Annotated in this window: 22 protein-coding genes; 9 read left to right on the top strand and 13 right to left on the bottom strand. The window is 42.0% G+C overall.

Translation table 11 applies throughout. The annotated features are described in order from the left end of the window. Positions 1 to 457: 457 nt before the first annotated feature. Complete coding sequence (locus tag Q0E03_RS04275) at positions 458 to 1,402, bottom strand: hypothetical protein (protein WP_297129758.1); 945 nt, start codon at positions 1,400 to 1,402, stop codon at positions 458 to 460. Positions 1,403 to 1,873: 471 nt separating this feature from the next. Between Q0E03_RS04275 and Q0E03_RS04270 the strand changes: the two genes are divergently transcribed. Further along, on the top strand, positions 1,874 to 2,674 hold the full coding sequence (locus Q0E03_RS04270) for an APH(3') family aminoglycoside O-phosphotransferase (RefSeq protein ID WP_297129757.1): 801 nt from the start codon (positions 1,874 to 1,876) through the stop codon (positions 2,672 to 2,674). Positions 2,675 to 2,916: 242 nt separating this feature from the next. On the opposite strand, the gene guaA is transcribed toward Q0E03_RS04270, so the two are convergent. Then, positions 2,917 to 4,461, bottom strand: coding sequence for a glutamine-hydrolyzing GMP synthase (gene guaA, locus Q0E03_RS04265; RefSeq protein WP_297129756.1), 1,545 nt, complete (start codon positions 4,459 to 4,461; stop codon positions 2,917 to 2,919). Positions 4,462 to 4,576: 115 nt separating this feature from the next. After that, positions 4,577 to 4,735 (bottom strand): toxin-antitoxin system HicB family antitoxin, encoded by a 159-nt coding sequence (locus Q0E03_RS04260; RefSeq protein ID WP_177663080.1) that lies wholly within the window; start codon positions 4,733 to 4,735, stop codon positions 4,577 to 4,579. Between the two features lie 139 nt (positions 4,736 to 4,874). Here Q0E03_RS04260 and Q0E03_RS04255 point away from each other — a divergent pair, with 139 nt between their 5' ends. Further along, positions 4,875 to 5,969 carry a fibronectin type III domain-containing protein gene (locus tag Q0E03_RS04255; protein WP_297129755.1) on the top strand — a complete coding sequence of 365 codons (1,095 nt, stop codon included), beginning with the start codon at positions 4,875 to 4,877 and terminating at the stop codon, positions 5,967 to 5,969. Positions 5,970 to 6,028: 59 nt separating this feature from the next. Further along, on the top strand, positions 6,029 to 7,066 hold the full coding sequence (locus Q0E03_RS04250) for a hypothetical protein (protein WP_297129754.1): 1,038 nt from the start codon (positions 6,029 to 6,031) through the stop codon (positions 7,064 to 7,066). Between the two features lie 368 nt (positions 7,067 to 7,434). On the opposite strand, the gene prmA is transcribed toward Q0E03_RS04250, so the two are convergent. Together prmA and Q0E03_RS04240 are read right to left on the bottom strand one after the other, a co-directional pair. Beyond that, on the bottom strand, positions 7,435 to 8,385 hold the full coding sequence (gene prmA, locus Q0E03_RS04245) for a 50S ribosomal protein L11 methyltransferase (protein WP_297129753.1): 951 nt from the start codon (positions 8,383 to 8,385) through the stop codon (positions 7,435 to 7,437). 15 nt (positions 8,386 to 8,400) lie between these two features. Beyond that, entirely contained in the window at positions 8,401 to 9,360 is a 960-nt protein-coding gene (locus Q0E03_RS04240) for a 3'-5' exoribonuclease YhaM family protein (RefSeq protein ID WP_297129752.1), read from the bottom strand. 278 nt (positions 9,361 to 9,638) lie between these two features. On the opposite strand from Q0E03_RS04240, the gene Q0E03_RS04235 reads away from it, so the two are divergent. Beyond that, entirely contained in the window at positions 9,639 to 10,478 is an 840-nt protein-coding gene (locus tag Q0E03_RS04235) for an SDR family oxidoreductase (protein WP_297129751.1), read from the top strand. Between the two features lie 275 nt (positions 10,479 to 10,753). On the opposite strand, the gene Q0E03_RS04230 is transcribed toward Q0E03_RS04235, so the two are convergent. From Q0E03_RS04230 to Q0E03_RS04200, 7 genes are all read right to left on the bottom strand, one after another. Further along, positions 10,754 to 12,346, bottom strand: a complete 1,593-nt coding sequence (locus Q0E03_RS04230; RefSeq protein WP_297129750.1) for a hypothetical protein — start codon at positions 12,344 to 12,346, stop codon at positions 10,754 to 10,756. A 404-nt stretch (positions 12,347 to 12,750) separates the two neighbouring features. Continuing rightward, on the bottom strand, positions 12,751 to 13,836 hold the full coding sequence (locus Q0E03_RS04225; protein ID WP_078769007.1) for a CdaR family transcriptional regulator: 1,086 nt from the start codon (positions 13,834 to 13,836) through the stop codon (positions 12,751 to 12,753). Between the two features lie 186 nt (positions 13,837 to 14,022). Next, positions 14,023 to 14,727: a pseudouridine synthase gene (locus Q0E03_RS04220; RefSeq protein WP_297129749.1), complete on the bottom strand. Its 705-nt coding sequence runs from the start codon at positions 14,725 to 14,727 to the stop codon at positions 14,023 to 14,025. Next, positions 14,714 to 15,172, bottom strand: a complete 459-nt coding sequence (locus tag Q0E03_RS04215) for a DUF4830 domain-containing protein (RefSeq protein WP_288528213.1) — start codon at positions 15,170 to 15,172, stop codon at positions 14,714 to 14,716. Before Q0E03_RS04215 ends, Q0E03_RS04220 begins: the two co-directional genes overlap by 14 nt. A gap of 143 nt (positions 15,173 to 15,315) precedes the next feature. Continuing rightward, positions 15,316 to 16,713 carry a penicillin-binding transpeptidase domain-containing protein gene (locus Q0E03_RS04210; protein ID WP_297129748.1) on the bottom strand — a complete coding sequence of 466 codons (1,398 nt, stop codon included), beginning with the start codon at positions 16,711 to 16,713 and terminating at the stop codon, positions 15,316 to 15,318. Next, a complete protein-coding gene (locus Q0E03_RS04205) occupies positions 16,710 to 17,972 on the bottom strand; it encodes an FtsW/RodA/SpoVE family cell cycle protein (protein WP_297129747.1) in 1,263 nt (420 codons plus the stop codon). The genes Q0E03_RS04210 and Q0E03_RS04205 overlap by 4 nt, the downstream gene beginning before the upstream one ends. 4 nt (positions 17,973 to 17,976) lie before the next feature. Next, the gene (locus Q0E03_RS04200) at positions 17,977 to 18,726 is read right to left on the bottom strand and encodes an FHA domain-containing protein (protein WP_297129746.1); all 750 of its coding nucleotides are present in this window, start codon (positions 18,724 to 18,726) and stop codon (positions 17,977 to 17,979) included. A 287-nt stretch (positions 18,727 to 19,013) separates the two neighbouring features. Between Q0E03_RS04200 and Q0E03_RS04195 the strand changes: the two genes are divergently transcribed. Both Q0E03_RS04195 and Q0E03_RS04190 read left to right on the top strand, forming a co-directional pair. Beyond that, positions 19,014 to 20,066, top strand: coding sequence for an aldose epimerase family protein (locus tag Q0E03_RS04195; protein ID WP_297129745.1), 1,053 nt, complete (start codon positions 19,014 to 19,016; stop codon positions 20,064 to 20,066). A gap of 93 nt (positions 20,067 to 20,159) precedes the next feature. Further along, complete coding sequence (locus Q0E03_RS04190) at positions 20,160 to 20,966, top strand: hypothetical protein (protein WP_297129744.1); 807 nt, start codon at positions 20,160 to 20,162, stop codon at positions 20,964 to 20,966. 343 nt (positions 20,967 to 21,309) lie between these two features. On the opposite strand, the gene Q0E03_RS04185 is transcribed toward Q0E03_RS04190, so the two are convergent. Then, positions 21,310 to 22,551, bottom strand: coding sequence for a M28 family metallopeptidase (locus Q0E03_RS04185; RefSeq protein WP_297129743.1), 1,242 nt, complete (start codon positions 22,549 to 22,551; stop codon positions 21,310 to 21,312). Between the two features lie 242 nt (positions 22,552 to 22,793). On the opposite strand from Q0E03_RS04185, the gene metF reads away from it, so the two are divergent. From metF to Q0E03_RS04170, 3 genes are read left to right on the top strand one after another with little or no spacing between them, the layout of a single operon-like run. Then, a complete protein-coding gene (gene metF / locus Q0E03_RS04180; protein WP_297129742.1) occupies positions 22,794 to 23,663 on the top strand; it encodes a methylenetetrahydrofolate reductase [NAD(P)H] in 870 nt (289 codons plus the stop codon). Beyond that, positions 23,656 to 24,216, top strand: coding sequence for a vitamin B12 dependent-methionine synthase activation domain-containing protein (locus tag Q0E03_RS04175; protein WP_297129741.1), 561 nt, complete (start codon positions 23,656 to 23,658; stop codon positions 24,214 to 24,216). The genes metF and Q0E03_RS04175 overlap by 8 nt, the downstream gene beginning before the upstream one ends. Continuing rightward, a complete protein-coding gene (locus tag Q0E03_RS04170; protein ID WP_297129740.1) occupies positions 24,213 to 26,504 on the top strand; it encodes a homocysteine S-methyltransferase family protein in 2,292 nt (763 codons plus the stop codon). The genes Q0E03_RS04175 and Q0E03_RS04170 overlap by 4 nt, the downstream gene beginning before the upstream one ends. The last annotated feature ends 21 nt before the right edge of the window (positions 26,505 to 26,525 follow it).

The raw sequence follows: 26,525 nt of genomic DNA, 5'->3' as shown, positions 1-26,525 counted from the left end.
AAAGTCGCCTCCTTTGTTATTCAATAAAGAAAACGCGTTTTTCTTTTCAATTAAATTATATCATAGCAAAACCTAAAATCAACCGATATGCAAAACTATGTCATAAAAACAACAAAACAGGCTCTCTCCTCACAAACATATCTCCGACCATCTGTGCAAATTGAACAAACCCAACTGATAAACGCAGTAAAAACGCCGAATAAAAATGCCCCCTAACATATGAACCACATCATACATTATGGGGGTATATTTGTATTTGATTAGCGGACAAATATCAAAAACACATCATTTGAACGAAGTCGTCAAACACTCAAAACTCAGTCCCCTAACCACTTCAAGCCTTCTGTTAATTATTCACACTCGCCCCCTGTAAATCAATCTTAAACACTTTTATCTACATAAATTATATTTATGATTTGCTCACAAACCTTTTGCAACTCTTGCTTTATCATAAATATTATTCATCCTCCGATTTGACCGAAAGTTTACCAAGTGCAAATCCCATAAAGACCAATCCGACCGTTCCGACAACTATTGCGGATATAAATATAACCTTGTTTTTATTGATTTTTAAAGCCGACTTTCGGCTGTATGTGTTCCAAACAGGCGAAGTTGCATTAAGTTCTGTTTTCTCGACTTTATCTGGATAAACAGTTGCGGATGATTGCTTGTGTTTTTTGCCGATTTTTGTCGTTGTGTGATATTTGTTTTGCCCTCTGAATTTGGTGACGGCTTCTTTTTCGGCAGATGATTTTTTGTCATCAAGCTTGTCAACATTGATGTCCACACCGGTTGTGTTTTCGGCTGTGTTATGTTTGTTTTTGTTTGAATTTACGGCTATCGACTTTGTTTTTGTTGTAGCGGGCTTTTTCGTTGTTGTCGGTTTATTCAGAACAACGCCCTCGATCAAGTCGTATTTCTTGTTGTTAATCGACAAATACGAATGAAAGGCATTAGTATTTGCTTTTGTCTTTACATCAAGTGCAATAAGATAAGTGCCTGCACCGATGGTGCTTGCCGTGCGAAAATTGCTTCCGCCCGAAAACAATTTTTCGTCTTTGCTGTCGCAATGAATTCCGTCTTTATCAAAATAAAATAAATGATGTTGACCGTCGGAAGCCACATCAAAATAAATACGAATATCGCTGTTTTTTGAAACTTCAAAATTACTTGTCAGAATTTGAAAATAGACTGCGCTGTTTGCCTCATCAACAAGATAAGACACCGCACAATCCATCGTTCCGCTTTCGCCATTGTCATAATTAAGAATTTTCGTCACAGCCGACTCATTATCAACCCACGAAGAGTCGTCCAAACGAGTCGAATTATAGGCATAAACATCAGTGCCGACGGCGCAAGAAATCAAAATCAAAAATGCCGTAAAAAAAGAAAAAGCGTGCATTCTTTTGTGCAACCCGTACAAAGCAACGCCCCGCTTTCTGTGTAAATTTCCTAAAATTATATCTTTAAAAAGGATATCATATAATCCAATTTTTGTCAATGCTTCCCAAGAAAATTGTCGCATTTTTTATCATTTTGTTAACAATTGAAAGACCCTTTCCCAAAAATTCAACTTTTACAAAGATTTTGTCGAAAAATATTTTTAGTGTCATTTAGATACAAAGTCGGAAATCTTGCACCCGCTTTTTATTTTTTACACGCATAACATTTATATTCGTGTAAAAATAGTTGTAAATTTTCATTGCCTTGTGTTACAATAAAATCACGCAAACAATAAAAAGTGCGTGCAGAAAATCAGTAAATCATTGACAAAAAACATCGTTCATATTATTTTGAACATACTATTGAAATGATTGTATAGGTAAGCATATAGAAGTCTGATAGCAGATGATACCAAAAGAGGAGAGGATAAATGGAGCAGGTTTGTATTCCAGAAATAATTCAGTCGATTATCGGCACAAAGGAATATTCGGTGGATAATGTCGGAATGTCGGACTCGCAAGTGCGTATTTATGATGAATTTGTCTTAAAAATTCAACCGCAAAGCATAGAAACAGGCAACGAGGCTGAAATTGCGAGGTGGGTCAGCAATAAAATCCCGATTCCCACAATAATTGAATATTGTATTGTGAACGGTATTTCATATACGCTTATGACTAAAATCAAAGGGGAAATGCTCTGCTCTGCCGAGTACCTTGAACAACCGAAAAAACTGATAAATCTTGCTGCACAGGGCTTAAAGCAACTATGGAAGTTTGATGTAAAAGATTGCCCGTATCAAACGAGCCGACTTAATGAACGATTGAAAATCGCAGAATATAATGTGTATAATAATTTGGTTGATTTAAGCAGTGCGGAGCCTGAAACCTTTGGGAAAAATGGCTTCGCCAATCCAAAGGAGCTTCTTAATTGGTTGAGAAGTAATCAACCGGAAGAGGATATTGTTCTTACTCACGGTGATTATTGCTTGCCTAACATATTCGTAAAAGAAAATGAAATAAGCGGATTCATAGACATCGGCAAAATGGGACCGGCTGACCGATGGCAGGATGTCGCCATCGCAATAAGAAGCCTAAAGCACAATTTTGACGGCAAATATACCGGCGGAGATAAGATTTTTGATTTCAATCCTCAAATGCTTTTAGACGAACTGGGTATGAATTTTGATGAACAGAAATATAAGTATTATATTTTGCTTGATGAGTTGTTTTAAATGGGATTTATGATTAAAAGAACATATAAACATAGAATGATTTGTTTTGCACTTGTCGATTCCCAATTTAATGATATACCAAATATAAAATAGAATATTACCAACACAAAAAGAACTATCGGACTTGATGTCTGATAGCTCTTAGTTTTATGTGAATATTTTATTGTTGCCAAAATGTTGCCATTTTGGATTGCAAAACTCCCGAACGCCTTGTAAATAGGGCGTTAATCGAGTCAGCGGAGTTACTCCCACTCAACTGTTCCGGGTGGTTTGGAGGTTATATCATAAACCACTCGATTGATATGCGCACACTCGTTTGTGATGCGGTTGCTGACTTTGGCGAGAATATCATACGGAATTCTTGCCCAGTCGGCAGTCATAAAGTCATCGGTTGTAACGGCTCTGATGACAACCACATTGTCATATGTTCTGTGGTCGCCCATAACGCCTACGGAGTTGACGCCCGGAAGAACGCAGAAGAACTGCGCAAGGTTGCTCTCGTAACCGTTTTTGCTCATTTCGTCACGGAGTACCCAATCGGCATCCTGCAAAATTCTTACTTTTTCGGCAGTAACTTCGCCGATAATTCTGACGCCGAGACCCGGACCCGGGAACGGCTGACGCCATACAAGCTCGTGAGGAATTCCGAGTTTTTCACCTACTGCTCTTACTTCGTCCTTGAAAAGGTCGCCGAGCGGCTCGATTGTGTCAATAAACAAAATATCCTTTGGCTTTTCAACCATATTATGATGAGTTTTGATAACGGCAGTCTGTGCCTTGCCGTCACTTTTGCCCTTGCCGGACTCAATTCTGTCAGGATAAATTGTACCCTGTGCAAAGAATCCCTCTGCGGCTCTTGCTCTGACTTCGTCCCAGAATACCTTGTAAAATTCCGTGCCGATAATCTTTCGCTTTTGCTCGGGGTCTGTAACGCCCTTTAAACATTCCATAAAGTGGTCGCCGCAATTTACACGAACAAAATTCATATCAAAAAGCTCTGTAAAAGTCTTTTCTACAAAGTCGCCCTCGTCCTTACGCATAAGGCCTTGGTCAACAAAAACGCAGGTGAGTTGCTTGCCGACTGCACGAGAAAGCAAGCCTGCTGCAACGGAACTGTCTACACCGCCCGACAAGCCCAAAATTACATGCTTATCGCCGATTTTTTCACGAAGTTCTTTAACAGTATTGTCAATAAAATTATCCATAACCCAGTCGCCCGAGCACTTGCAAACTTCGTAAAGGAAGTTGTAAAGCACCTGCTTGCCGTACTCGGAATGAGTAACCTCAGGGTGGAACTGAACAGCGTAAATATTCTTTGCCTTGTTCTCCATTGCGGCACACGGACAGTCATCGGTGTAGCCGATAATTTCAAATCCCTGCGGCGGAGTTGCAATATAGTCTGTGTGACTCATCCAAACTACCGACTTTTCAGGCACGCCCTTGAAAAGCACGGAGTCCTTGGCATTAAGTTCAATCTTGCCGTATTCGGACACAGGAGCGGTTTTAACCTCGCCGTCGCCCATCCAAGCGATAAGCTGACAGCCGTAGCAAATGCCGAGAATAGGCACGCCGAGTTCCAAAATATCCTTTGTATAATGCGGTGACGACATATCAAAAACCGAATTAGGTCCGCCTGTAAAAATAATGCCCTTGTAACCGTTTGCTTTGATAGTGTCAAGCGGGGTGGTATAAGGCAAAATTTCGGCATAAACATGATGGTCACGCACACGACGGGCAATAAGCTGATTGTACTGACCGCCGAAGTCCAAAACTAAAATCTTTTCCATATCTTTCTCGCAATCTAAAAATTTTAAATACACAATTATTATATAGTATATCCCAAATTAATGCAAGGGGATAATAGTCCAAAACAAAAAAGAACTTTGCATTGCTGCAAAATTCTTACTTTTCCAAATTATCAAGTGCATATTGACAGCACTGTATAACAAGCTGATTGAGTGACACGCTCTGCTCCTGTGCAACACTTTGGAGTTGTTCTATCAAATCATTGGGCATACGAAATGTTTTGTTTGTAAATTCTTCTTTTTTTACTTTAAACACAATATCACCTCACGGTAATAGTATATATTACTTTATGGGTGTTTTATATATGCTATTTTTGCACTTAATTTTATACTTGTAATTTACACGAAAATATGATAATATAATTTTAATAAGTAAAATTAAAGGAGAAAAAATTATGAAAAAATTTTTAAGTTTGGTTTTGTCAATGATTATGGCGCTGAGCGTTACTGCAAGCGTAGGCATTACGGCTTATGCCGCAGGTGCGTATGACACCGTCGCAAAGGCAAGGGATTACACCATAGGTTCAACAATCGGCGGAACATTTGCAGAAAACAGCAACGGTGATTTCATCAAATTCACATTATTTGAGTCAGGCAGATTGTCAATTACCGCTTCGGGTTCAAAATCGTATCACTATGATATTTATTCCGAAAATGACTTATCATATCGTTTTGACTATAATAATGTTAATTTTAACGATAATTTAGGAAAAAGCTATGATGAATATACAATTATGCTTGTGGGAGGAACATATTATTTTAAAGTAGATGGTAGCGATAATCAAAATTACTCAATCTCAACTTCTTTCGAATCTGCAAACGAAAGCTTTTATGAAAGTCTGTCAACTGACGATGACATTATCGGAAATGCAAATGATATTTCTTTGAATACATCGTACAAAGGGGCAATCGGTCGCTTTGATCCTCAAGATTTTTACCGTTTTACAGTATCATCGGGGACATATAAAATCAATGTAAAATCAGATGGTTATTTTGGTATGGGAATATATACAATGACGGGCGAAAATATTACTCGTTCATGTTTTTCTGTAAATGATTCAACCGGATATGCACAAGATTCAATGAGTGTGTCATTAAGCAGCGGAACATATTGCTTGAAAGTTTATGATAACAATAAGTACGATGGAGCTTTTTACAGATTTTCAATAAACTCTCCTAAAAAGGCACCTGCTGTAAGCAAACCGGGTAAGCCGTCATTAAAATCAGTAAAAGCCACTAAAAAAGGCCACAAAATCAGCGCAAGCTGGAGCAAGGCTTCAAAGGCGAGTGGCTATCAGGTTTGCTGGTACAAAGACAGCAAGTGCAAAAAATATGTTGCAGGCAAAGCTGTCGGAAACGCAACATCATGCACAGGCAAAAACTTTACCAAGGGCAAAAAGTACTATGTAAGAGTCAGAGCGTACAAAACCGCAAACGGCTCAAAGATCTACGGTGCATGGTCAAATGTTAAAAGCGTAAAAGCAAAATAAAAACAACGCAGGCTCTCAAAATGTAATAAATTTGAGAGCCTTTTTTAGGAGGAGAACATATGAAAAAATCAATATCAATAATAATATCCATTGCTTGTATAATAACAATGTTTACAGGTTGTTTCTCACATTCCGCAAATAATTACGGCTCATCAAACAGTTCTGTTATTGAGCCAACCGAAAAAGGCACAAATAAGCAATATACAGTAAAAAATGTTTTGCAAAAAACAATACCGACAAACACTAAAAAATATTATAATTATGCACAAACAAACGGAAAAGAATATTTAAGCAATATTTATTATTTGAAAGTCGACCCGAACGAAATATCTAATGATTACGAAAACAATTACCACAAAAAATACACATATTCATTCTTAGATGGTGATTCAAAAAACAAATCAATACAGGTTCAACTATCCTACCGAGATGAAATCGGTGAAGAGGCAAGGCTAAGTTATAAATACTTTTTTATTCGTGGAATAAATCATAATGATAAATTAGAAGCTTATCATTCATATGATATTGGAAAAACCGGTACAGAATACGATGATGAGTATTACGGATACACTTATGACGACGACGGTAAATTAAGCAAATATTCCGATGATACAAACACAGAAAGTTATTTCACCTATGACAGTGACGGACAGTTGTCAAACAAAACGGGCGATTTGTTAGATGCATATGATTCATATTCATTCACCTATGAAAAAGACGAAAACGGTAATATATCCGTTGTAACGGAATTTTGCAATGATTACAAATTTAACAATAATGTCACTTTAAAATTTGTGTACGAATATGACGAGCAAAATCGAATTATAAATGAAACAAAATACCTAGTTGACGACAATTCAACCGAAGAAATGCGATGTGAAACTACATATTCGTATGATGAAGACGGCAATGTCGCTTCGGTAGTTACAAATTCATATAACACAGATACCGAAAAATTTGAATTGACAACCGACACCTACACTTATACAAGTGAAAACAATATAGCACAAATAACAAGTCAAACGGAAAACGGCACGGAATATATTATTTTTGAATATTCCGACAGCCCGAATTCGTATACAGATTATCAAGATTAATTAACAAAAAGGTTCTCACATTGGGCACACTGCATAAGGAAGTAATTGGTTTAAGCTTTCTGAGTTTTGCCCACTGCACTATTAAAAAATCCCGTCAATACTTGCGTATTAACGGGATTTTGTTAATGCACACTGAACAAAATCAGTTTGCTTAAACTGCCTTGCACTCAAAAAGCCAAAGAAACAGATGAAGGACAAGGCATAATTTACAGGGCAAGCTTACCGCCTTCACTGTAAATTTAACGCAGTATTTCGCTGTTTATTTGATTTTTGAGCATTTATTCTTTATGTAGTGCGCCCAATGTGGGAACCTTTTTGTTGTGCAAAATTGCACTTTTGATTTTAACAAAGTGCAAAATTAACAATTATTATGCTTTTTTGAGGGCGAAAACGAGCCAGCCGTTGTTTTCGAGGCGTTCCATAACCTCAAAGCCGTTTTGCGCAAAGGAATAAAGCACTTCGTCCTCTCGGCTTTCGATAATTCCGCCCGTGATGTAAACGCCGTCATCTGTGAGAAATTCGCCAACCTGTGTGTTAAACTGCATAACAATGTCGGCAACGATATTTGCAACAACAACATTGAACTTGCCGCTCACCTTATCGGACAAATCGCCCTGAACTGCGGTGAATCTGTCCTCACCAAAGCCGTTTTGGAGTGCGTTCTCCTTGGCAGTTTTGACAGCGAGTTCGTCAATGTCAACGCCGAATGCGGTCTTTGCGCCGAGAAGAAGCGTTGCGATAGAAAGAATACCCGAACCGCAACCGATGTCAAGCACGGTGCTGTTTTCGTCAACATATTTTTCGAGCGTTTCGAGGCAAAGTTGTGTTGTCGGGTGAGAGCCCGAACCGAAAGCAAGACCCGGCTCAATATCGAGCACCTTGCGGTCGCCCGCATCATATTTTTCTTCCCAAACAGGGCGGATAAGTAACTTCTTACCTATCAGCATAGGGTGAAAATACTGCTTCCAGTTGTTCTGCCAGTCCTCAACTTTACAGTCGGAAATTGTGATTTCGTACTTAATTCCGAGTGCATCAAGTCGCTCGCTGATAAACGATGTGGACTCAAGCGGATTTTCATCAGGATTGATATAAATATGAATTATGCCCTTTGTTCTGTCCTTTTCAAGCAAGGATTCTTCAATCAAATCAATGTGGGCAATCTCCATTGTTTCCTCTTCAAGAGCGGAATAGTCCTCAATATAAATTCCGTACGGCACAACCATATTTGCAATGTCGCCTGCGGATTCGATGTCTTTTGTGTCAACAGTAACAGCGATTTCCGTCCAGCTGTCCTGCTCAACTGCATTAGTCATTCCCATAATTTTCTCCTTTAATCAGAAATTTACCTTGTGGCTTGGGTCGCCGAGATGGTGATTATACAATTTTCTGTTGTCGAGCGCCCACTGTCTGTCCGAAAAACCGCCTTTTTCAACGCCGTCAATTGCGTTGTTAATCTCATAAATCGTTGCGTCAAGCGAGTCAAGAGTTGACAAGATTTCCGCCTCAAGGAACATCGGGCGAACTGCTGCACCGTATTCAGGCACGCCGTGGTGCGACAAAATCATATGCTCAAGCAAAGTCACCTTTTCGCCTGAAATGCCGAGTTTTTTAGCGGTTTCCTCAACATACATTGCACCTTTTACAAGGTGTCCGATAAGTTCACCCTCGGTGCTGTAACCGCTTGCAAGTCCCGATTGTGCGGTTTCAAGCTCCCAAGTTTTTGCGACATCGTGAAGAATTGCGCCCGAAAGAAGCAAATCCTTGTTGATGTTTGGATAAATTTTGCAGATTTCCTCTGCCATACGCACGATGCTCATTGTGTGGTACATAAGACCGCCGACGATTGCGTGGTGAAGTCGAAGTGCGGCAGGATAGGTCACGAGTTTGTCCTTTTTGTCGTCAATAATTGCAAGCACGATTGCTTTCAAGTCCTTGTCTGCAAAAGCCTCAACCCTTTTGTGGAGCATATCAAAAAGCTGTGCACCGCCGACTTCTGCGCTTGGCACAAGGTCGGCAAGGCTGTAATTATCATTTGAAGAAGCAGGTCGCATCTGTGAAATTCTGAACTGATCCCTGCCGTTGTATTGTTCGAGATTGCCACGAATTTTGACAATCATATCTGATGAAAAAATGCCGTTTGGCTGATAATCCCACCATTTTCCGCTCATTTCTCCGTCTTTGTCGCAAATGATGACATCAAGATAAATTGAGCCTGATTTTGTCTTTTTTTCATCACATTTTTTGAGGAGCACAAAGCCCTCAACCATACCGTTTGGCAGTTCGTTAAAATTCATAATATATCTCACTTTCGTTTGGTTAATATCAAAATATGTTCGGTAGGCGAACACAGTTCATCCCGTGATAGGCGAACACAGTTCGCCCCTACGATATGATTATACATTATAATACATTATATATCAAGTTGATGAACATAAAATTGTACCTATAATGTCAGACTGCCGATAAAATTCCTGAAACTTTCTCAACAATCTATCTTATAATATAATTGACTTTTAGCAAAAAATGGTGTATTATTATTGAGTATGATAATATATTAACGGAGGAAATAAATATGAGCACATGTTGGCTTCAAGGCAAGACTGTTGTTGTTACCGGCGCTTCAGGCGGTATGGGTGCAGGCATTGCCGCAACTCTTATTAAAAAACACGGCTGTACCGTTATTGGTGTGGCAAGAAACGAAAAGAAAATGCTTAAGTTCGTTGATGAGCTTGGCGAAACTTATGCAAAGAAGTTTTCTTATGAGCTTTTTGATGTAAGTTCAAAAGAAAATTGGGAAAAATTTGCAGAGGAGCTTCAGGAAAAGGGCGTTAAGGTTGATGTTCTTATCAACAACGCAGGTATTCTTCCAAAGTTCAAGAGATTTGACAGATATTCTTATGAAGAAATCGAAAGAGCAATGAACATCAACTTCTACTCTTGCGTATATTCGGTTAAGACAATGTTGCCGATGCTTCTTCAGTCAAGCACACCGGCTATCATCAACATTGACTCATCTGCCGCTCTTATGACACTTGCAGGCACATCAATGTATTCTGCTTCAAAGGCTGCACTCAAGGGCTTCACAGAAGCACTTCGTGTTGAGTTCCAAGGCAAGATGTATGTTGGTCTTGTTTGCCCGGGCTTCACAAAGACAGACATTTTCTCCGGTCAGGGCGATGCTGATATGAGCAACGGCGCAAAGGTTATGGATATGATTTCAACCGACTGCGACAAGATGGTTAAAATGATTATGTTCGGCATTGAGCACAAGACACCTATGCAGGTTCACGGTTTTGACGCACACGCAATGAGCGTTTTCAACCGCCTTATGCCTGTTTACGGCTCAAAGCTCTTCAGCTCAATTATGAGAATGGCAAATGTTGACATTTTCAAGGAAGTATTTTCTGACTAATTGAACAAATAAATACAACCCACGGAAGAACGAAGATTCTTCCGTGGGTTTTTTATATTTAACCCCACCGCCAACACCTTGTGTTGCCACCTTTACTGCGTAGACGCCCCCTTTTGTCTGCCTTGCAGACATTTCCCCCGATTAACGGGGGAATCACCTTGCTTCAAGGGGAGGCTGTGTTCCTTATTTGGACAGAGTAAAACCCGGTACTCTTTAACAGAGTACCGGGCCACTTTGAGAACTATAATAATTTAATTTTAAAATACACTAAAAACTTACTTTACCTTTACAGTCTTCTTTACAGAAGCAGTCTTAGCGCCGTTTGTGCCGTAAGCCTTAACCTTTACAGTGTACTTACCAGCCTTAGCAACCTTAACTGTGTTCTTTGTAACGTTCTTCTTAACTTGCTTCTTTACGAGCTTACCGTTTGAATTGTAAACCCATACTGCAAGCTTAGCTACCTTACCAGCGTTGCCCTTAACAACGATCTTCTTCTTAGAAGCCTTAGCTGTTGGAGCGAATGCAAGCTTAGCGATAGCTTCAACCTTGTCGCACTCTGAGCACTTCTTTTCGCCAGCAGCGAAGATTGTAGCAGCCTTTGTTACACCCCACTTGTGAGTGCAAGCTGTTGTTACATCATAACCAGCCTTAACTGCTGTGTAGTGAGCAACTGAGTTTGCAGGAACTACAAGCTTAGCCTCTGCATTGAAGTCACCGAAGTTAACAACGAAATCAGGGTTTGTGATTGTTACGTTCTTAAGAACAGACTTGTTGCAGCCTTCAACAGTCTTAACGAACTTACCAAGAGTAAGTGTTCTGATTGATGAGTTGTTTACAAACTTCTCAACCTTAACGCCGTCAACTGTATCCTTAACTGTGTATGTTGTTGCGAGACCAGCATATGTAACTGTCTTTGCAGGAACAGAAACAGTCTTTTCTACATAGTACTTGCCTGTCTTTGCATCATAATTACCGCCAACGAAATCGAAAGGTACTTCAACCTTCTGAGTAGTTGTTGTGTATGTTGTATCAACTTTTTCGCCTTGTTCCATAGCGATTGTAAGCTTTGCAGATGGAGCTGCAGCAGACTTCTTAACGTTTACATAAACGTCGCCCTTAGAATCCTTAACTTCTTCAGTCTCAAGGAAATTCTTAACTGTAGCCTGGAAGTAATATGTCTTACCAGCAACAAGATATGCAGCATTTACAGCTACAGGCTTGCCAACTGTTGTTGTCTTAACTTCCTTCTCAACTACAATGGCCTTCTTTGCAGCGTCATACTTGTATGACAATACAACTGGAGTTGATGTTGATGTGTCCTTGCTTGTTACTGTTGTTGTTGTAAGGAAAGCATCCTTGCCCTTAACATCAGAAATTGTTACAGAGTCGAGTGCATCAGCAGCTGTAAGCTTGTCAGCTTCAGCCCATGTGCCAGTCTTGTAGAGACCGTCAACTTTGCTTGCATACTTTGTAGCAGCTTCCTTCTTCTCTGCATCGTTGAAGTATGATGGAGCAGCATCATATGTTCTCTTATCGATACCCTTGAATACAGCTGTTGAAGTTACGCTGATTGTGTAAACACCGGTCTTAGCAGGTGTGAATGCATAGTAGTTGTTAAGAGTAGTCTGATCGATCTGATTGTTCATGTTCTTGTTAGCATCAGTGATGTCAGCCTTCTTCTGTGCATACTTTGTGTCAAACTTTACGTCTGGTGTAATTGTTGTTGTACCAACTGTTACGTTCTGATACTTAGCTTCTGATGGTACATAGAAGTTTGGTGCAGCGAAAGCTGAAACTGTACCAGCAAGTGAAGAAGCAGCCATAACAGCAGCAAGTGCAACTGATAATGTTTTCTTTGCAAGTTTCATTATAAAACTCCTCCTTGAATTTTTGTTTTTGTTTGTTTCGCAGATTGTTCTCGTTCTGCAGTCTTTAGTGTGTTAATTCTTAAATTATTACCTCCCAAATCAGATTGCAATCCAAAGTTCTTGATTAGATCACACCATAAGTATAGTATAAGCGTACAAAAAAGTCAACAAAAATTTTCCTAAAAATCATTTTTTTATTAAAAAAGATTTAAAGGACAATAATTGCTTAGCTTTGTCTATGTACAAAATACACATACCTTGGAATGACTCAATCAAGCCGATTACATTTATATGCCAAACCGACAAAGTCGGATATAGCCGAAATATATAAAACCAACAATTCCATAGTATTAGGCGAACACAGTTCGCCCCTACGGGTTTATATAATAGGTATATATTATATATTAATACTTTATTGGAGTAGAGTCAAGATATTTATTAACCATGAGTGCTACTTTGAACACGATTGCGTCGTCAAACTCTCTCAAATCGAGGCCTGTGAGCTTCTTGATTTTTTCAAGACGGTAAACAAGGGTGTTTCTGTGGACAAAGAGCTTTCTTGAAGTTTCGGAAACATTGAGGTTATTGTCAAAGAACTTTTGAATGGTGAACAATGTTTCCTGGTCGAGCGACTCGATACTGCCCTTTTTAAACACTTCCTTGAGGAACATCTCGCAAAGTGTGGTAGGAAGCTGATAGATAAGACGGGCGATACCCAAATTATCATAGTTAATGATAGTTTTTTCATTATCGAAAACCTTGGAAACTTCAAGTGCAACCTGTGCTTCCTTGAAAGATTTTGCAAGGTCCTTGATGCCTGTTACGCAAGTGCCGATGCCGACAACAGCCTGGCAATAGAACTCGGTTGAGAGTGTGTCGCAAATGGACTGCGCCAGCTTCTCCAAATCCTTTGAATCAACATTTGGACGAACTTCCTTGACAAGCGCAATATCGGTTTCGCTGATGCTGATGACGAAGTCCTTTGTTTTGTCCGGGAAGAAATTTTGCACAACATCGAACACGGAAACATCTGTGTGCTCCGCAACTCGGATGATAAACACAACCCTGGTAGCATCGTTGTTGAAGCGAAGCTCACGGGATTTGATGTAGATATCGCCCGGAAGAATATTGTCGAGAATTACATTTTTGATGAAGTTTGAACGGTCAAACTTTTCATCATTATTCTTTTTGATTTGGTCGAGTGCAACCGCAATGATTGACACATAACGGCGTGCGGTTTCGTCCGTGCCGTCAACAAAACAAGCATATTCAGGATGAACTTCATCACCGAAAGCCTTGTATGTGCAGGTGTCAACACAAACATGCGCACCGCTGAAAACGCCTGCTGCAACAACGCCCTTGCGTGACTCGCCGATAAGACCGAGTTCACTGCACGAAATAACAGAGCCGGTATCGTCAACAACGCCGATTGTTCTGTCTGTTGCATCACGCATTTGATTAATTATCGTTTGGAATAATCTATTAGGCATAAAAACTCCTCCAATGTGCAACACATTCAAATACTGCACAAAAAAATATCAAACCTGTTGTATATATTATACAAGAGGTTTGACGAATTTGCAACCTTTTTACCAAATATTTTTATAAATTTTGTGCTATTTGACTAACAGTTTACATAAAACACAATATATTGTGTTTTGGACAGCAAAAAACCACTATTTACCGCAAATCAAATCAAGCTCTTTGGCGGTCAAATATCGACTTTCGCCCGGTTTGAGAGAGGAATCGAGCGACAAATTGCCCATTTTTACACGGTCAAGTGCGGTGACGGTTATGCCGTGCTTTTTGAACATCCGCTTGACCTGATGGTACAGACCCTGCCTAAGCACAACTTTGCAGACGGTCAAATCGCCGTCAATCGGGGTGACCTCGGCTTCAAGTAATTTTTCGCCGTTGAGGGTCATTCCACCCCTGAAATCCTCGACCAATTCTGCGGTAATCGGCTTGTCAAGGTGAGCAACATAGGTTTTGTCGATATGCTTTGACGGTGACAAAATCGAATGAGCGAACTCGCCGTCATCCGTGAGCAAAACAAAGCCGGTTGTATCCTTGTCAAGTCTGCCTGCCGGAAAAAGACCTCGCCTTTTCATATCATCGGGGAGCAAATCAACCACGGTTTTTTCGCCCTTACCGTCGGAAGCGGAAATCACGCCCTGCGGTTTGTTCATCATAATATAGACAAATTTTGAGTACGCAATTTGCTCGCCGTCAACTGTGACAATGTCGCTGTCGGCACACTTGGTGTCTGCCGTTTTTGTGACCGTGCCGTTGACCGAAACCCTGCCTTTTTTGAGCAGCGCTTTGGCATCGGTGCGTGAAATATTAAGTTGTGTGGATAAAATTTTGTCAAGTCTTGTCATTGAGTGCTACCAAAAATCCGTCATCCGCCGAGGTATCGCACAAATCTGCGCCTATAAGCTCGCCGTCAAGGACAATCAGATTGGCAATAACATTGTCGTTATCGCCGTAATTTGTAATATGATATGTGTACATCACAGCAGTTTTGCCCTTGTAGGCGGTCAAATCGAGATTCTGCTGTTTTTGAATTTCGTTGTATTTATTGTACACTTCGTTGAATTTTTGCGGAATGATTATCTCCTTGCTTTCCTCGCAAGAATCGGTTTTGTAGCCAAGAGAATTGATATAATTCACTCGTTCCTCGGCTGTTTTGCACGAAACCGTCTGCAATTTTGAAGCAGGTTTTGCCGGATGATTGCCGACAAAGGTCACAAGAATTACGATTACTCCCGTCAGGAGAAGAATCAGACCGAACGCAGTTTTGGGTTTTAGTTTAAAAGTTAACATTCGCATATTATCACCAAAGGATTATATGCGAATATCAGGGTTGTTATGAATTAAATTGAATAGGTTAAACCCCACCGCCTCGTGTTGAAGTTGTTTAACCCCTCAGTCACTTCGTGACAGCTCCCCTTGCAACAAGAGGAGCCTTAATCGGTTTCGACAAGCTTTGTGAGGACTCGTTTTGCAACAGGGCCTGCTGTTTGTGAGCCTGAATTTCCGTTTTCGATAGCCACAACAAAGGCATACGGATGCTCGCTGTCGTCCATAAAGCCGACAAACCACGCAATGTTGTGATTTTCGTTGCTGTCAATCTGCGCCGTGCCTGATTTTGCACAGAGATTAAGCCCTTTATATCTGCTTTCGCCATAATGATTTGTGACATTATAGCGCATCATTTCCTTGAGTTTTGCCGCAACATCGGAATTCATCATGGAAAGCTGATTGCTCGGCAAAGTGAAATCGAGCGCCTTGCCTGCCTGATTTGCAAGAGAATCAACAATATTGAACGAAACGGCATTTCCGCCGTTGGCAACAGCCGACACAATTCTGAGCATAGTTATCGGCGCAATTCGGGTATTACCCTGACCGATGCCTGTCCAACCGAGAGCGTCAACACCGAGTTTGATTTTATCGGTTGTGTCAAAATGTCCTGCATAGGAATCAATCGTTCCGCTGACGGTTACGGCAGAGCCGATACCGAGTTCCTTTGCGGTGGTTGCAAGTTTTTCCTGACCGAGTTCAATGGCAATTTGGGCAAATGCAGAGTTGCACGACTTTGCAAGTGCGTCCTTAAAATTGATGTGCTTGCCGTGATTTGCGTTGCACTTGATTGCGACACCGCTTTTAGGCTGATATTCGCCGTTGCACACCCATTCTCTCGAATAAATATCGGGTATATTTTCTATTGCACAGATTGCTGTGACAAGCTTGAAAGTTGAGCCGGGAACATAGTGAGCACCCAAAAGGCGGTTGATGTAAACGCCCTCGTATTTTTCGCTTGTCAAGAGGTTGTCGGGAACATCCTCAACATCATACGACGGTGACGAAACGGAGCAAACAATCTCGCCCGTTTTGTAATTTACGATTCCGACAGTTCCTTTTCTGCCGTCAAGCGCCTTGTACGCTTCATCGCAAATATCACGGTCAATTGTGAGTTTGAGGTCGTTGCCCTTGCCGTATTTTTGAATATTATGCACGCCAAAAAGCAGGCTGTATCCCGTGAGCCTTGCGGAATAAACAGACTGAACGCCTGTTGAAATAAAGTTCTTTGGGTCGCCGACAACATGGAGCGTTGACTTTCGGGTTGTGGCAGAATCGGAATAAACACGGTCGCCGTCCTTCGTTTCGGCAAGAACGTCGCCGTCCTTATCATAAATCGTGCCTGCGCCGATAAGTTCGCCGTTGCTGTAAACATGGTGATTAAAGCGTTTCATAACCCAAGTGTCGCCGTTTTGCACAAGTGAAACGGTCATAAAAACAAGACCGACAACGAACGCAAGCGACATAATCCAGAGGAAAATTCCTCGTTTGGTAATCATTTTCATTTCTTCTTTGCACCTCCAAGATAATTGTAGGTACGGACATCCGAAGCCTTGATGAACGCAAGCACCGCCCAACAGCACATCATACTTGAACCGCCCTGGCTGACGAACGGAAGCGTTACACCCGTGAGCGGCAAAATATCGGTTATGCCGAAAATGTTAAGTGCGGTTTGGAAAAGCAACATTCCCGCACTTGCAATGGAAGCGATTGAATAAAATGTTGAGCGTGAAGCAATGGAATTCATCAGCGCCGACACCGCAATGCACACGAAAGAAAGCACAAGTGCGATACCGAAAAGATAGCCCCATTCCTCGCAAATTACGCCGAAAATAAGGTCGTTTGTTGACTCGCCGATATTGCGAACATTGCCGTTGCCGATGCCGAGTCCGAGCAGTCCGCCACTTGCAAGGCCGACAAGCACACGGCTCTGCTGATAGCCTGTTGAATAGTAGAATTCAGGCTCCATAACATGGCGGTAAACCGCAAATCTATTCTTGATATTGCTACGATATTTTAGCACGATAGTGCTGCCCATCACAGCCGAAGCAACTGCCAAAATAATGGTTTTGATGTCGCCGGAATTCATAAATGCAATGATGAGGAAAGTGACAAAGAAAATCAGCGCCGTGCCGAAGTCCTTGATGATGATGAGTGAGCCGACAACTGCCATTGAAAAGCCGATGAATGCAATGATATTCTTTGAAGTTTGGATTTTTTCGAGCGTTGCCGAGCCGACAAAAATGAACGCAACCTTGACAAATTCCGACGGTTGGAGCGTAATTCCGCCGATGGTTATCCAATTTCGTGCGCCATTCGTTGTTTTTGCAATAACGAGATTGACAAGCAAGAGCAAAAGCGCACCGATTGCCACATACAAACGCAGTTTCATACATAAATCAACATAACCGAGCAAGAACATCAAAAATATGAAAATCAAAATTCCTGCCAAAATCATAAAATACTGCTTCAAAGCGGCGTCCGCATTTTTACTGCCGATGGTCACAAGACCCACTCCCGACAGGAAAAACGCAATGATTTCGAGTTCAAAATTTCGTCTGTGAAAAACGGTGTAAAAGAAAATCAAATACACCCATTCCGTTGCAATGAGAAGTGCCAACGCTATCATAACTTTTGGCTCAAAAGCGTCACCGCAATTTGCGCCCGCAAAGCCTGTTACAAGCTGAAAAAGTGACAGCACAAACAGCAACGCAAAGTTATTGACCGGCTTTATTCTGACCGGCTTTTTAATTTTATCTTTCATAATCTTACCTCTCATAGAAGATGAACACTCGGTCGCCGAATGTTATCATATCTTCATCAAAAATAAGCTGTGACTGTGTCAAAAATCTGCCGTTGAGCTTTGTTCCGTTGTGGCTGTCCAAATCGGAAAGTGCCCAACCTCTCGATGTTTTGTAAATTCGGGCGTGATGTGAGCTGACCGCCTGCGACATAATTCTGATGTCTGCGTCCTCGCCCCTGCCGATGAGGACATCCTGTTTTTTGAGGTAAATCGGCTTCTTTGTTTTTATGTCAACAAGAACGCCGTAAGCAACGGTTTTTGCCCTGTCGCTCTTTGGCTGTGCCTCGCTTCTAATCTGCTTTTTACTGCGTGAAGAAAGAGCCTCCTCACATTCAAAGCGAAGCGGAATATTGCCGATTGTGATTATATCGTTGTTTTCAATTACGCAACTGCCGTCCACCTTTTCGCCGTTCACCAAAATGCCGATTGCACGGGCGGAAGTGTCGGTTACAACCCAATCGTTTCGCTTTTTTGCAATAACTGCGTGGAAGCGGGCAACGGTCGGAAGCGGAAGAACAATATCGTTAGCCTTGCTCTTGCCGATTGAAGTTTCCCAATGAGTGATTTCCACAATACTGCCGTCATTTTGGTCGATGAGCCGTGCAAGTTTGTGGACTCTCGGGCGGTTGCGGAACAGCGATATAATACAGGTTGAAAGGATTGCCACGGCGGCAACGGGAGCAATATATCGCAAAATCATAATAAGGTAGTCCATAAAATACCCCTCTTTATAATACATTTAGACTGTCGATAAAACTCCTGAAACACGCCGATATATTCAACCGAATTATGCCTCCCATTGTCTCAAGTGAAGGCAAATGTAGTTATCTTTTGGTGTGGTTCAGGGACTTTCTCAACAGCCTACAGCATGCCAAAAAAGCATTTTAGACAAGCTAATACATAATAATTTTATTAAGTTTTGCCGAAATTGTCAAGTTACTTGAAAATTGTTAACAATTATTCTATAATATATGTGTATCAAATTTAAGAAAGGAATAAAAAATGGTAGAAAAAAGCATTTTCGGCACTCTTGCCGACGGAACAGCTATTGACCTTTACAAAATTACAAACAAAAGCGGTGCATATGTAACGCTTCAAACTCTCGGTGCAGGTATTCAATCAATCAATGTGCCCGACAAAAGCGGCGTGCTTGCAGATGTTGTGCTCGGTTTTGACAATCCGCAAGATTACACAAATCCCGACCTTGGCTATCAGGGTTTAATTGTCGGCAGATGGGCAAACAGAATCAGAGGCGCAAAGTTCACATTCAACGGTAAGGAATACACAACACCTATGAATCAGGGAAAGTGGACCTTGCACAGTGGCGGTCGTTTCAGCTTTACGCCGTGGGATGTTGAAGAAACAGGCGAAAACTGTGTTGTTTTCAAGCGTTTTTCACCTGACGGAGAGGACGGCTTTGGCGGAAACATCACAATGAGAGTGAAGTACACATTCACCGAGGACAACACGCTCCGACTTGAATACAGCATTCTTTCGGACAAGGACACCGTTGCAAACCCTACCAACCACTCATATTTCAATCTTTCGGGCAATCCTGACGAAACCGTTGAAACTCACTTCCTCAAAATCAACGCAAACTATTTCACCGAAACCGATGACGACCAGCTTCCGACAGGTGAGCTTGCCGAGGTTGAGGGCACAATGATGGATTTCAGAGAGAGCAAGCAAATCGGCAGAGATATCGACAAGCCGTTCAGAGCCGTTATTGACGGAATCGGATACGACAACAATTTCTGCCTGTACAAAAAAGATTTTACACTTCAAGAAGCTGCTGTGCTTGAGCACAAAGAATCTGGCAGAGTGCTTGAAGTTTTCACAGATTTGCCGGGTATTCAGCTTTATTGCGGCGGATGGCTTGCAAAGCAGGGCAATCCGGGCAAGGCAAACGGCAAAGTAACATACCGCAGAGGTGCGGCACTTGAAACACAGTTCTACCCTGACACCGTGCATTTTGCGGATGTATTCCCATCACGCTTTGTAAAAGCAAATGAGGAATTCAAAACCACAACCGAATTCAGATTTTCGGTAAAATAATTTTTTGCAGTAACAAAAACAATTCTCCCTCATAGTATGAAGTGAAGCAAAGGATAACATCCTTATCTTACAATACTGTGAAGGAGAATTTTTATGCCCGACAATCCTATTATTAAAAATTGCAACAGACAGATAAGCGAGGCGGTTTGCATTGACACAAAGCGAATTTACGATTCGTGCGTCAGCAAGGACTGCTTGGAAGATTTAAGAGTTACATTTTTTGGTGCAAGCCAGCGACTTATTGACGAGGCAACAACCGTAAAATGCCGCAGCTGTGTGATTAAAGCGGTGAGCATTGATGTTGACGAAGTGCCGTTCAACAGAGGATTTTACAGCGCAAATGTGCATTTTTACTTTATGCTCTGCTTTGATTGCTACAACTCGCCGTGCTCAACACCGCAGGTGGCTGTTGGCTACACCGATTTTGAAAAGAAGTGCATACTCTACGGCTCGGAGGGTGATGTCAAAATCTTTACATCCAACCTTTGTGACGAAAGAACGGACTGCCCCGAAGCACCGCAGTACACAAACCCAACCGCAAAGGTGCAAGCCGTTGACCCGGTTGTGCTTTCAAGCGAAGTTGTGGAAACCTGCAACTGCCCGATTCCGCTTTGCACCTGCTTCCCACAAAGCATTATGCAAGGCTCAAACGAGGGCGGAATTCCTGTTGCATCAAGCAGAGCCGTGCTAGTAACGCTCGGACTTTTCTCGATTATTCAAATGGAAAGAGATGTGCAAATGACCATTCCTGCATATGATTTTTGCATTCCTGACAGAGAGTGCAACTGCTCAACGCAAGACCCGTGCAGTGCATTTCAGGGTGTGGAATTCCCTGTGGATGAGTTCTTCCCTCCTGAAAAGCCTGACAGTTGTTCCTGTTCCGGTGTGATTGAAAAGTAAATAAAAGCGGACGGAAATTCCGTCCGTTTTTTAATTGTAACGGTGTAAAAGCAAAAACAAAGAGGCGAACACAGTTCGCCCCTACGAAATAGCAATATAAAATTTATAAATCGGTATAACAAATAATAAGACCATAAATGGAGCTGAATTTCGTTTTCTTGCGAAGGAAGATGTATATAGATACCTCGACTGAGCAAAAAACGGAAAAGAAAAATGCCTTGAAAATCAAGGCATTTTATATTTAGTATTATGAGAAATGGGATGATTTTCGCTTTTCTCGGGAGGAGAGCTGTATGAAGATACTGCCTCCGAGCGAAAAAGTGAAAAGCGCCCATTTAAGGTTTTATTGCTTTGCACCGTTGATGAACATTTCGCAAGCCTTTACTGTTGCTGCATAGCAGTTAGCAAGACCTTCGGCGTTCATATTGTCGTATGTATCACGACGGGTGTGATAGTAGTCTTCAAGATTATGGTTAAGACCTGTGATACCTGCTGCACGGAAACCTGCCTGTGCAAAAGCAGCTGAATCGGTTGCACCGCCAAGTGGTGGAACCCAACCCTTTTTACAAGGAACATTTACTGCCTCAGCAGCTTCCATAAAGAGGTCGGAATAATCCTTATCAGCCTTTACGGTACCGTTAAGGTCACGGTAGTTAACCATCAAATATTTAGGGTCGTGGATTGTATCATAAGAGATAATCATAGTTGGACAATCCTGGAATTCGCCCTTATGAGCCTCGCACCAAGCCTTTGAACCACGAAGCCCTGCTTCCTCGGAACCTGTGAGAACGCAACCGATTTCTGTATCTTCAAGGTCGATACCCTCGTCCTTGAGTGCTTTCATAACAGCGATACCCATATAGCAACCCGAAAGGTTATCGTTTGCACCGTCAACTACTCTGCGATAGTTAACCATCCAATAAAGACCAACAAGCGGAATGAGGAAAATAAGACCGATAAGGCTTGCCTTAACGATTGGTTCGGATGCAGGAACTGTGCCGAAAACACCGAACTTTACGCACTTGATGATTGCGATTACAAGATAATAAAGTGCACCTACGCCGCAAAGAATAGCGTGACCCTCAAAGCCGACACCGCCGAACTTGTAGTTCATAGGCCATTCCCAAGCTGCGTCAGGGTGACCGTTGAAAAGAATTCTTCTTTTTGGTGTGCCGCTTGCACACTTTTTGATAGCAGTTACATTGTGACCTGTTTTTTCAGGGAAAGCCCAGTCAATGAGTTTGAGATAAAAACCGAACTGTGCAATTACAATTGCAAGACCGACAACAATGAGAATAATGCTCAAAATCGGTGCAAAGAATGAAAGTGCAACACCTGCGATTACAAATGTGATGGTGAAATAAATCCAGCCATAGAATGAGCCCGGATTTTCCTTGAACGGCTCAACATCTGCCTGCTCACAGCCACAATCCTTTTGAAGAACCTCTGCCATATATTGGCAAGCCTGACGTTCACCCTTTGAGCCGGGGTCTCTTTTGTCAAAAGTCTTGATAATATGAGTGATTTCGTCAATCATATATTGAGCGGCTTCGTCTTTTTTGTTAATAATTTTTGTTAAATCCATAACAAGACCTCCAAATGAATATTTCAAGTTAAGTTTATCACATTTACACAAAACTTGCAACCGATACACGGAAAAAATATCAAACTTGCAAAAATAATAAGTAAAGTCATAATATAAACCCCACCGTCTTTTTGCTTCCATAATTTATATTAAGCCTCCTTTCAATTCCTATTGACAAAGTGGGAAATGACTATTATAATAATTTATACTATATACATATAAATATATGTGAGGGACAGGATATGAAAATAAGCGAAATACTCAAAAACAACAGAGTAACCGTGTCGTTTGAAGTATTCCCGCCAAAGCAGTGGGACAAGCTTGAAACAACAAAAAATACAGTAAAAGAAATGTGCAAATATTCCCCGTCATTTATGTCGGTGACATACGGTGCGGCAGGCACAACATCGGGATTTACAACAGAAATTGCGAACGAGATAAAAAATTGCGGCGTATCTCCGCTTTCGCACCTCACTTGTTTGACTTCCACAAGGGACAAAATTCATCAGGTAGTCGGCGAACTTGAGGAGAACGGAATTGAAAACATCCTTGCGCTCAGAGGCGACATTCCGCAAGGATTTGAATTTACGGACAAGCAATATTTTACTCACGCATACCAGCTTGTAAACGAAATTAAGGCAATGAACCCAAACCTTTGTGTCGGTGCGGCGTGCTATCCGGAATTACATCCTGAGAGCAAAAACAGAGTTGATGACATTGCACGACTCAAAGAAAAGGTTGACTATGGCGTTGAATTTTTGACAACACAGATGTTTTTTGACAACGAAAAGTTCTTCAATTTTTACGAAATGTGCCAAATCAAAGGCATAAATGTGCCGATTATCGCAGGCATTATGCCGATTACAAACGCAAACCAAATCAAACGAAGCATTGAGCTTTCGAATTCGAGCGTTCCGCCAAAGTTCTTCAGAATTATGGAGAGGTTCGGTGACGATCCTGACAAGATGAAGCAAGCAGGAATCGTCTATGCCACCGAGCAAATCATTGACCTTATGGCAAACGGTTTCAACAACATCCACATTTACACAATGAACAAGCCTGATGTTGCGGCGGCAATCATGGGCGGACTTTCGAGCATCATCAATGAATAAGGCAGACATTTTAAGATATATGCGAACCTCGTCAAAAACCGACGACCCGCAGATTTTGGCACTTGTTGACAAGGCGATTGACATCATCAATTCAACTGTTACACCAAAAACGCTGTACAGAATTTTTGACTGCAAGGTGACGGACAAATCGCTGATTATCGGCGACACCGAATTTTTCAGCACCCGACTTGCGGATAACCTAAAGGGCTGTAAGAGGGTGGTTGTGTTTGGTGCAACACTCGGCACGGAATGTGACAGGCAGATAAAAATCGCAACGGCAACGGATGTGGCACTTGCAATGGCATTGCAGGCAACCTCGGCAGACAAAATCGAGGAGGTTTGCGACAATCTTGAGCAGGAAATCATCGCAAAACACGGGGTTTCGCTCCGTCAAAGATACTCACCGGGGTACTTTGACCTTGACATCAAGGAACAAAAGAAATTCTTTTCTCTGCTCGAATTACAAAAACGAATCGGACTGACGCTCACGGACACATACGAAATGTTGCCGACAAAGAGCGTTACGGCATTTATAGGAATTGACGAATTATGATAAAATATTTTGACGGCGGAATGGGAACAATGCTCAACCTCAAAGCAGGTGAGCTTCCCGAACTTTTGAATCTTTCCGACCCGGAGAGAATTTTTGCCATCCACAAGGCATATGCCGAGGCAGGCTGTGACATTATTTCAGCCAACACTTTCGGCGCAAACAAATTGAAATACGACAACGCAGACGAACTCGTCAGGGCTGCCGTGCAAAATGCACGCAGAACAGGCAAAAAAGTTGCGCTCGACATAGGACCGACAGGCAAACTGTTGAAACCGATGGGCGACCTTGATTTTGAGGAATGCGTGGATGTTTTTGCCGATATGGTCAAGGCAGGCAAAGACGGCGCAGACCTTGTTCTTTGCGAAACTTTCGGCGATGTTTACGAACTGAAAGCCGCTATGCTTGCGGTCAAAGAAAACTGCGATTTGCCACTTGTTGTGTCTATGATTTTTGACGACAAGGGCAGATTGCTGACAGGTGCGGATGTAAAAACCGCCTGTGCGGTTGCCGAGGGACTCGGTGCAGACGCAATCGGATTCAACTGCGGATTAGGTCCAAAGCAGATGATTCCGCTTGTTGAGGAGCTTGAAAAATGCTGTTCAACCCCTATCATTGTTATGCCGAACGCAGGCTTGCCTGAAAGCGTTGACGGCAAAACAATCTACAATGTTGACCCAACGGAATTTGCCGACTATATGAAGCAAATTGCCGAAATGGGCGTTTCTATACTCGGCGGTTGCTGCGGCACAACGCCCGAACACATCAAAGCTATGATTGAGGCAACAAAGGACATTTCCGACAGAGTACCGAATTTCAAGACCGACACGCTTGTTACCTCTTATTCTCAATGCGTTAACATTTCCGACGGTGTGGTTATCGGCGAACGAATCAACCCGACAGGCAAAAAACTGCTCAAAGAGGCACTCCGCAATAAGGATATGGACTACATTTTGCGTGAGGGCATCACCCAAAAAGACGCAGGTGCGCACATCCTTGATGTGAATATGGGCTTGCCTGAAATTGACGAAGAAGAAATGCTGTGCAAATCGGTGTTTGAGCTTCAATCCGTGCTTCCGACACCGCTTCAGCTTGACTCATCGGACGCAAAAGCTATGGAATCGGCGCTCCGCATATACAACGGCAAGGCAATGATCAACTCCGTAAACGGCAAGGAAAAGTGTATGAAAGAGATTTTTCCGCTTGCCAAAAAATACGGCGGTGTGGTTGTGTGCCTTTGTCTTAACGAGGACGGTATTCCGTCAACCGCAGAGGGCAGAATTGCCATTGCAGAGAAGATTATCAACACCGCAAAGGAATACGGAATTGACAAGAAAGACCTTGTTGTTGACGCTTTAACTATGACGATTTCTACCGACAAAAACAACGCTGTGGAAACATTAAAGGCTGTTGATTACATCCGCAACACGCTCGGCGTGAACACAGTTTTGGGCGTGTCGAACATCAGTTTCGGCTTGCCGAACAGAGAGGCAATCAACACGGCGTTTTACACCTTGGCAATGAACGCAGGTTTATCGGCAGGCATCATCAATCCAAAATCAAAGTCGATGATGAACGCATTTTACAGCTACAAGGCACTTGCGGGACTTGACGACAACTGCGAGGAATACATCAAATCGGCGACCCCTGTTGAGGTTGTTGCCGAGGGTGCAAAAATTGATTTGAAGCAGGCTATCATCAAGGGTATGAAAGAGGAAAGTGCAAAGTGCGCAAAAGAGCTTCTTCAAACCACGGACAGCCTTGAAATAATCAACAACTACATCATTCCGGCACTTGATTTTGTGGGTGACGGATTTGAGAAAAACACGCTGTTTTTGCCTCAGCTTCTGATGAGTGCGGACAGCGCAAAATCGGCATTTGACGAGATTAAAGCCCACATTGTTATGAGCGGAACTCCGCAGGTCAAGGGCGACAAAATCATCATTGCCACCGTTGAGGGCGACATCCACGACATCGGCAAAAACATTGTTAAGGTGCTTTTGCAAAACTACGGTTTTGATGTTATCGACCTCGGCAAGGATGTCAAATGCGAACTTGTACTTGAAGAAGCAATCAAGCAAAATGTCAAACTTGTCGGCTTGTCGGCACTTATGACAACGACCGTTCCGAATATGGAAAAGACAATTAAACTTTTGCACGACAACACCGACGCAAAGGTATTTGTCGGCGGTGCGGTGCTCACAAGAGATTACGCAAAGATGATAAACGCCGATTGGTACGCAAAAGACGCAATGGAAAGCGTCAGAATTGCACAAGAATTTTTTGAATAATAATCACCGTTAATCGCAGAG

It is taken from the genome of uncultured Eubacterium sp. (assembly GCF_934525195.1).
In the GTDB taxonomy this organism is placed as follows: domain Bacteria; phylum Bacillota; class Clostridia; order Oscillospirales; family Acutalibacteraceae; genus Eubacterium_R.
Note: the sequence above shows the minus strand (reverse complement) of the source record. Positions and strands in the feature narration are given on the sequence as shown.